Origin of the sequence: Actinomadura roseirufa, from assembly GCF_900659635.1 — a bacterium.
Lineage (GTDB): Bacteria > Actinomycetota > Actinomycetes > Streptosporangiales > Streptosporangiaceae > Spirillospora > Spirillospora roseirufa.
In genome coordinates this window covers 1-7,163 of the sequence record NZ_CAACVB010000339.1, presented here as the reverse complement: position 1 = coordinate 7,163, position 7,163 = coordinate 1, and the positions used below count along the sequence as shown (strand labels likewise).

Annotated in this window: 8 protein-coding genes; 4 read left to right on the top strand and 4 right to left on the bottom strand. The window is 74.1% G+C overall.

Annotated elements, in window-relative coordinates:
• Positions 1-1,341: cytochrome P450 family protein (locus E1291_RS37150; protein ID WP_131742736.1), on the bottom strand; the 1,341-nt coding region annotated here is incomplete at its 3' end.
• Positions 1,342-1,483: 142 nt separating this feature from the next.
• Here E1291_RS37150 and E1291_RS37145 point away from each other — a divergent pair.
• A complete protein-coding gene (locus E1291_RS37145; RefSeq protein WP_131742735.1) occupies positions 1,484-1,675 on the top strand; it encodes a DUF5302 domain-containing protein in 192 nt (63 codons plus the stop codon).
• Between the two features lie 452 nt (positions 1,676-2,127).
• A complete protein-coding gene (locus E1291_RS37140; RefSeq protein ID WP_207401140.1) occupies positions 2,128-2,898 on the top strand; it encodes a peptidoglycan DD-metalloendopeptidase family protein in 771 nt (256 codons plus the stop codon).
• Between the two features lie 52 nt (positions 2,899-2,950).
• Here the strand turns inward: E1291_RS37140 and E1291_RS37135 are convergent, their stop codons facing one another.
• A complete protein-coding gene (locus E1291_RS37135; RefSeq protein WP_207401139.1) occupies positions 2,951-3,586 on the bottom strand; it encodes a pyridoxamine 5'-phosphate oxidase family protein in 636 nt (211 codons plus the stop codon).
• A 217-nt stretch (positions 3,587-3,803) separates the two neighbouring features.
• Here E1291_RS37135 and E1291_RS37130 point away from each other — a divergent pair, with 217 nt between their 5' ends.
• Both E1291_RS37130 and E1291_RS37125 read left to right on the top strand, forming a co-directional pair.
• Entirely contained in the window at positions 3,804-4,964 is a 1,161-nt protein-coding gene (locus tag E1291_RS37130) for a serine hydrolase domain-containing protein (RefSeq protein WP_131742734.1), read from the top strand.
• Positions 4,965-5,145: 181 nt separating this feature from the next.
• A complete protein-coding gene (locus E1291_RS37125; protein WP_131742733.1) occupies positions 5,146-5,742 on the top strand; it encodes a TIGR03086 family metal-binding protein in 597 nt (198 codons plus the stop codon).
• A gap of 4 nt (positions 5,743-5,746) precedes the next feature.
• On the opposite strand, the gene E1291_RS37120 is transcribed toward E1291_RS37125, so the two are convergent.
• Together E1291_RS37120 and E1291_RS42710 are read right to left on the bottom strand one after the other, a co-directional pair.
• Positions 5,747-6,784: an MBL fold metallo-hydrolase gene (locus E1291_RS37120; protein ID WP_131742732.1), complete on the bottom strand. Its 1,038-nt coding sequence runs from the start codon at positions 6,782-6,784 to the stop codon at positions 5,747-5,749.
• A gap of 96 nt (positions 6,785-6,880) precedes the next feature.
• Positions 6,881-7,163 (bottom strand): hypothetical protein (locus E1291_RS42710; RefSeq protein ID WP_370771102.1); only part of this gene is annotated, 283 nt, incomplete at its 5' end.

Here is a 7,163-nt window from a genome sequence, read left to right as displayed (position 1 = left end):
CCCGCCGTTCGCCGCGGCGGCCGGCTCCGGCGCCGCCTCCGCGGGCGCGGCGGCCGGCTCCGCCCGCCCGGTCGCCAGCTCGTAGGTGACCGGCAGCGAGCGCAGCCCCCGCATGACCGGTGAGGAGCGCCACGGCAGCTGGTCGGCGGGCAGCGCCAGCCGCACGGCGCTGAACCGGTCGAAGAGCCGCTCCACCGCGATCACGGCGATGGTGGAGGCGAGGTCGCGGCCGAGGCAGGCGTGCGGCCCGGCGCCCCACGCCAGGTGCGCGCGGGAGCTGTAGATCGAGTCGGTGGCGAGGCCGCCGCTGAAGGCCGGGTCCAGGTGGGCGCCGGCGGGCGACAGCATCACCGGGTCGCCGGCCGCGATCTGGAAGCGGCCGACCCGCACGTCGGTCTTCGGCCAGCGGAACGTCGTGTTCGCCATCGGCGGGCTGGAGATCGCGGTCCGGTTGACGGCCTCGGCGATCATCCCGGCGGACAGGCTGTCGCGCACCCCGCCCTCCCCGACGATCACTTCGGCGATCGTGTTGCAGACCAGTGTGCCGGTGAAGTCGCCGATCAGCGCGGGCAGCAGCACCATCTCGCGGGCCACCTCGTCCACCGTCAGGTCGGGCACCGCGGCGAGCATGTAGGACGGCAGGTCCTCGCCCGGCGAGGCCGCCTTGGCCGCGCAGATCTGCGCCATCTCGGCCTGCATCCGCGCCGAGGCCTCCGCCGCGTCCGGGCCTCCGTCCAGCACCCGCCACACGTCCATGATCAGCTCATCGCCGCGGGCGGTGCCGGCGCCGAGCAGGCGGTTCATCGCCATCAGCGGCAGCGGACGGGCGTACTGCGCCGCCAGGTCCGCCCGGCCCGTACGGCCCCCCTCCGACAGCACCGAGATCAGCTCGTCGGCGTACGCCCGGATCGCCTGCTCCAGCTGCTTGGCCTGCGGCCGGGAGCGATCCTGGAACGGCCGCAGTCCCTCGCTCCACGCGCCGCGCAGCCGGCCCAGGGCGGCGCCGTCGTGGTAGGCCGAGAAGTCGATCCCGTAGGTGGGCAGCAGCGGCCAGTCGGCCGGGACGCGGCCCTCCCGCAGGGCCCGCCACGAGTCCGGCCGGCGGCTCCAGATCCCGCGCGTGTCGCGCAGGATCTCCAGCGTCTGGGAATAGCCGATGACGAGCCACGCCGGCACCCCGAGCACGTCCACCGGGGCGACCGGTCCGTACTCGGCGCGCAGCCGCTCGTAGAATTGCGCCGGGCGGGACTCGTAGTCCCGGTCGACCAGCGGCCGGACGGCCAGCGCCTCGAGCGGGGGATGGGCGGGCGCGGGCTCGGCCGGCGGGGTCTGGGGCTCCACGAGCCCACACCCTAGGGGAGTTCGTCCCATCGAGATCGCTTGATGGCGAAATCTCCGAAATGATCTCTACGGCGGGTCCGCAACCCCCGGTCCCGCCGGGTATGTGAGGCTAGGGGTGCCCCTACAACGGCTGGAGGTCCTGATGGCCGACGAGACAGCGGAGAACGGCGGCGGCGAGGACGACGTGAAGCGCAGGTTCCGGGAGGCCCTGGAGCGCAAGCGCGGAGCGGCGGCCGACAAGAACGCGGGCGGCGGCGGCCGGAGCGGCTCGAAGGTGCGCGGCACCCACGAGCGCGCCGACCACCAGCGCCAGTTCCGCCGCAAGAGCGGCTGAAGGCCGGGCGCCGCGGCCCGCCCGAGTACGGGCGAGGCCGCACGGCGCCGCGTCGCCGAGCGTCCCCCGCGCGCCCGCACGGGGGACGCCGCGCGCATGCCCGCCGGACGTGACGGGCGCGCCATCGCCGGCCCGCCGCAAGGCGATCATGGAAAAGACCGGCGACGGTCCTGTGAATTGTGGGCTCCGTCCCGATGACGTGATCAGGATGAAAGTGTTCACGGCTTCGGGACGGGTGGAACGGCGGCTGTTCTCCTTTCACTTCGCGGATCGGCTCCGCCGGGCCGTGAGCTGGGCACACCCTGGATTCTCGCTGAACTTGGCACGTTCCTTTTGGTGATGATCACCAATTGCGGGCCGAATTCCCGGCGGTCACTCTCGAGACGGACGCCCCGGTCGTCCCCCCACTGACAGCCGTTTCACGTCCGTCCCCCGAACGGAGCAGCCCTCTCATGCGCATGCCCACGCGCCGCCTCGCCGCCGTCGCCGCGACCGCCGCCGCCGTCCCCGCGTTCGTGGCCCTGTCCGCCGCGCCCGCGCTCGCCGCGCCGGCCTTCCAGATGCCGTTCCCCTGTGGCCAGACCTGGAGCGGCCAGACCCGCTCCGACCACAGCCCGGCCAACGCCGTCGACTTCAACCGCGACGGCGACGACGGGGACGCGGTGACCGCCGCCGCGTCCGGCACCGTCGCCCGGGTGGAGAACCTCGGAACCGAGAGCTACGGCCTCTGGATCGAGATCGACCATGGCGGCGGGTGGCGCACCCGCTACGCGCACCTGTCCGGCGAGTTCGTCTCGGTGGGGCAGGGCGTCGCCGCCGGGCAGCAGATCGGCACCCTCGGGACGAGCGGAAAGTCCAGTGGTCCGCACCTGCATTTCGAGGAACGCTCCAACGGTTCCGCCGTCAAGATCAGCTTTAATGGCGCACAGGTCCTGTACTGGGGAAGCGGCAACTACACCAGCGGGAACGGCTGCGCCGGCGCGCCCGGAACGGTCCACACCGGGGGCATCTCGCTGACCGTGCGCACCGGCCCGCACACCACCGACGGCTCGCTCGGCACCGTGCCGAACGGCGGGACCGTCTTCATCACCTGCTACAAGCGCGGGTCCTCGGTGGCCGGCACGTACGGCACCAGCGACATCTGGGACAAGGTCGGCTCCGGGTACGTCGCCGACTCCTACCTCTACACGGGCTCGGACCAGCCGGTCGCGCCGGCCTGCTGATCCCGCGCCGCCCGGCGGCCGGTCCACCGCGACGGGGACCGGCCGCCGCGCGTCACGCGTTGTAGAGCTTCTTCTCGTAGGCGTCGCCGTAGTGGCGCTCCAGCTCCTCCACGGTCTCCGCGGTGTACTGGACGTCCTTGACGATCCGCGCGTGCGAGGGCAGGGCGTCCGGCTCCCAGCTCTCCGGCCTCCACAGCTTCGACCGCATCAGCGCCTTCGCGCAGTGGAAGAAGATCTGCTCGATCTCCACGACCAGCGCGAGGGCGGGACGGTGCCCCCGCACGATCATCGAGTCGAAGAACGGGGCCTCCCGGACGAGCCGCGCCCGGCCGTTGATCCGCAGCGTCTCGCCGCGCCCGGGGATCAGGTAGATCAGTCCCACGTGCGGGTTGCTCAGCACGTTGAGGAACCCGTCCGCGCGGCGGTTGCCCGGTCGCTCGGGGATGGCGATCGTCGTGTCGTCCAGGACGCGGGTGAACCCGGGCGGATCGCCCTTGGGCGACACGTCGCAGTTGCCGGCGGCGTCGCTGGTGGCGACCAGGCAGAACGGGGAGCGTTCCAGCCATTCCCGGTCCCAGGAGTGCAGGGTGACGCGCTCCTTGTCGATGGCCCGCCGCATCGGGGCGCCGAGCAGCTCGCGCAGCTCGTCCGCCGAGGTGATCTCCGTCATGTCGGGGGCCGGCGTCATCGCCGCTCCTTCCGCCGGGGACACGGACGATCAGCCTAACCCGGCCCCTTTTCTCGTTCCATGGCCGGGAGCGGACCGCCCGGCAGGGGGCTGAGCAGGCGTTCCCGGCCATGGTGCAGCCTGCTCGACCGAGAATGCACCCGCAGGCCGGGGGGATCCTCGGGCGCCGTCTCTCTACCTTCGTTCTCGGGCGGCGCGAGGTGGAACGGAGATCCCAGTGAACACTTTCAGCAGGTCCCGCCGGAAGGCCGTCGTGGGAGCGGGCGCCGTCGTACTGCTGGCCGTCGCGGCGGGACGAGCCGAGGCGGCCCCGCCGGGGACGAGCCTCCAGCGTGATGTGAACGCGATCAGGGCGGCCGGTGTCGTCGGGGTCGTGGCCGAGGCGAGCACCCCCGCCGGAAGGATCGAGGCCAGGGCCGGGGTGGCGGACCTGCGGACCGGGCGCCCGGTGCCGCGCGGGGCCCATTTCCGGGGCGGCAGCAACACCAAGACCTACGTCGCCACGGTGGTCCTCCAGCTCGTCGCGGAGGGGCGTCTCGGCCTGGACGACACCGTGGACACGTGGCTCCCCGGGCTCGTCCGCGGCAACGGCAACGACGGCACCAAGATCACGGTCCGCCACCTCCTCCAGCACACGAGCGGGCTGTACGACTACGCCTACGACCTGCCGATCCGCGGCGAGGAGGACTTCCAGGAGCACCGCTTCGACCGTGTGACGCCCGAGCACCTCGTGGGGCTGGCCCTGCGGCACCGTCCCGGCTTCGAGCCGGGCGAGACCGGCCCCGGCGGCAAGCCGAGGTGGTCCTACAGCAACACCGGGTACGTCCTCGCCGGAATGATCATCAGGAAGGTCACCGGTCGCACATGGGAGCGGGAGGCCGGGCGGCGGATCGTGGCACCGCTGCACCTCAGCGGTACCTCCTTCCCCGACCGTGAGCGCGGCCTGCCACGGCCGTTCGTCCGCGGCTACCAGCAGTTCGCCGTGGGCGGCCCGCTGGTCGACGCCACGGAGATGGACATGAGCTGGGCGTCCTCCGCCGGTTCGCTGGTCACGACGGCCGCCGACCACAACCGCTTCTTCCGGGCACTGCTCGGAGGACGGCTGCTGCGCCCCGCGCAGCTCGCCGAGATGCAGAGGACCGTGCCCACCGGGGACGGGGACGAGAGGTACGGGCTCGGGCTGAGCTGGCACTCCCTGAGCTGCTCCAAGGCGGGCTACTGGAACCACGGCGGCGACGCCCTCGGCTACTCCACCCGGGAGGGCGTCAGCCCCGACGGGCGCCGCGGCATCGCGCTCAGCCTGACCACCCGCCGGGGGAGCGACGATCCGGAGAAGGCCGCGGTCGCCACGATCCAGAACTTCTTCTGCGGGCGCTGACGTCCAGACGGCCGCGTGGTGGCTTCCCCCGCCGTGAGCCACCACGCGACCGCGGGCCCGTCACGGCCCGGCGATATGGACCGGCCCGGGTCTGGAAACTCACCGCCGCCTCCCCGGTGAGTTTCCAGACCCGGGCCGGTCGTCTTCTGTGGGGGGACGGCCCCCAGGGACGAGGGGTGCCATGGAGACGGCGGAGAGAACGGGACGCGAGGACGGCGCGGGCCTGCTCGAAGCCGCGATCGGGTACGCGTTCGCGGCGCTCGGCGCGGTCACCACCGAGGCGCTGGGCCTGCCGACGCCGTGCCGTGGATGGGATCTCGGCATGCTGCTGGAGCACACCGGCGAGTCCGTGGACGCGTTGGCCGAGGCCGCCGGCACCGGCACGGTCCGGCTCGTCCCGGGCCCGGCGCCGTCCGGCGGGGCCGGCGACCGTTCCGCCGCCCTCGTGGCCTCCCTGCGCCTCGCCGCGGCCCGGCTGGCGGGCGCGTGGGGCGCCCCCGGACGTCCCGTCTCCATCGGGGACCGGTCGCTCCCGGCCGAAACGGTCGCCCTGACCGGTGCCATCGAGATCGCCGTCCACGGCTGGGACATCGCGCGGGCCACCGGGCGTCCGCGGCCGTTGCCGCCCGTCCTCGCCGCCCGGCTGCTGGAGGCCGCGCCCGCGCTGGTCACCGGCGGGACCCGGGCCGGGCTGTTCGCGCCGCCGGTCCCGGTGCCGGACACCGCCGGCGCGAGCGACCGCCTGGTCGCCTTCCTCGGCCGCGACCCGTTCGGCTGAGCGGTCAGCCGCGGACCGCGTAGGCGCGCACGCCCGCCTCCTCGTGCGCGTCCAGCACGCCCTGGTCGGCCAGGACGTCCAGGTGCGCCTCGATCTCCAGGACGGCCAGCATGCGGCTGAACAGGTCCAGCTCGCCGAGCGCGCGCAGCCGCCGCGTCCACCGCATCGCACCCGCCACCGCGTACGCCGTCGCGTGCCCGGCCCGCACCCGCTCGGCCGCGGCGTCGAGGCGGGCGGCGTGGTGCTCCAGCAGCTCGTCGATCCGCGTGTGCGCGCTCGGCGTCACCGGTCCGTGCGCGGGCAGCAGCAGGGCGTCGGGCATGTCCCGGACGAGCCGCAGCGACGCCAGGTAGCTGCGCAGGGGCTTCGGCTCCGGCTCGTGCTCCAGGCCGAGGGACGGAGAGATGTGCGGCAGCACGTGGTCGCCCGCGAACAGCAGCCCCGCGTCCGCGTCGCGGAACACGACGTGCCCGCGGGTGTGCCCCGGCGTGGCGACGACGTCCAGGCCGCGCCCGGCCAGCGCGACGCGCTCGCCGTCGTCCAGCCAGCCGTCCGGCATCATGTCCTCGATGCCGCGGTCCGGCCGCTCGGCCGGCGCCGCCGCGATCTCGTCGGCGAGTTCCGCGGCGCCGCACCGGCGCAGCAGCCCGTCCTGGCGGGGGCGCACGCCCGGCGGGCGGCCGAGCGCCTCGATCGAGGGCCGCTCCCCGCGGCCGATCCGCACCCGCGTCCCGAACGACTCGCGCAGCGCGAGGGCCTGCGAGTAGTGGTCCCAGTGCGCGTGCGTGACCAGGAACTGCGCGACGTCGTCCAGGCCGTGCCCGAGCGTCCGGAGGGCCCGTTCCATGGTCGTGCGGGTGTCGGGCATGGCCCAGCCGGAATCCACCACGACCGGGCCGTCCTCGTCTTCGACGACGTACACGTTGACGGCGTGCAGCGAGGGAACGGGCAGCGCCAGAGGGATCCGGTGCACCCCCGGGGCGACCGGATGGGCGCCGGGTTCGGTCCAGTCCGTCGGCTGCTCCACGACCGGTGCCGTCACCGTGCCCCCTCGGTTCTCGAATCACGTTCGGAATGAACCTACTTCATGTTGTGAGTCCGATTTGTATGCGGGGGGCGGGACGCGTCCCTGTTCCCATCAGCGGCCCTCCGCGTCCTGCCGGGCCGCCCGCGCCGCGTCCTCCGCCCGTACCCTCGCCCGCTCGGCGCGCTCCGCGCGGCGCCCGGCCGCCTCCAATGCCGCCTCGGCCCCTTCCAGGGCCTTGCGCAGCCGGCCCACCTCCGCGGCGGCCGCCTCCGCCTCCTCGTGCGCTGCCGTGGCCGCCGTCCGCCGCTCGTCCGCCCGCCGCTCCGCCTTCGCGAGGGCCTCCCGTGCCGCCTCGTCCCGCCTGCCCCGCCCGGCGTCCGGTTCGGTGCCCTGG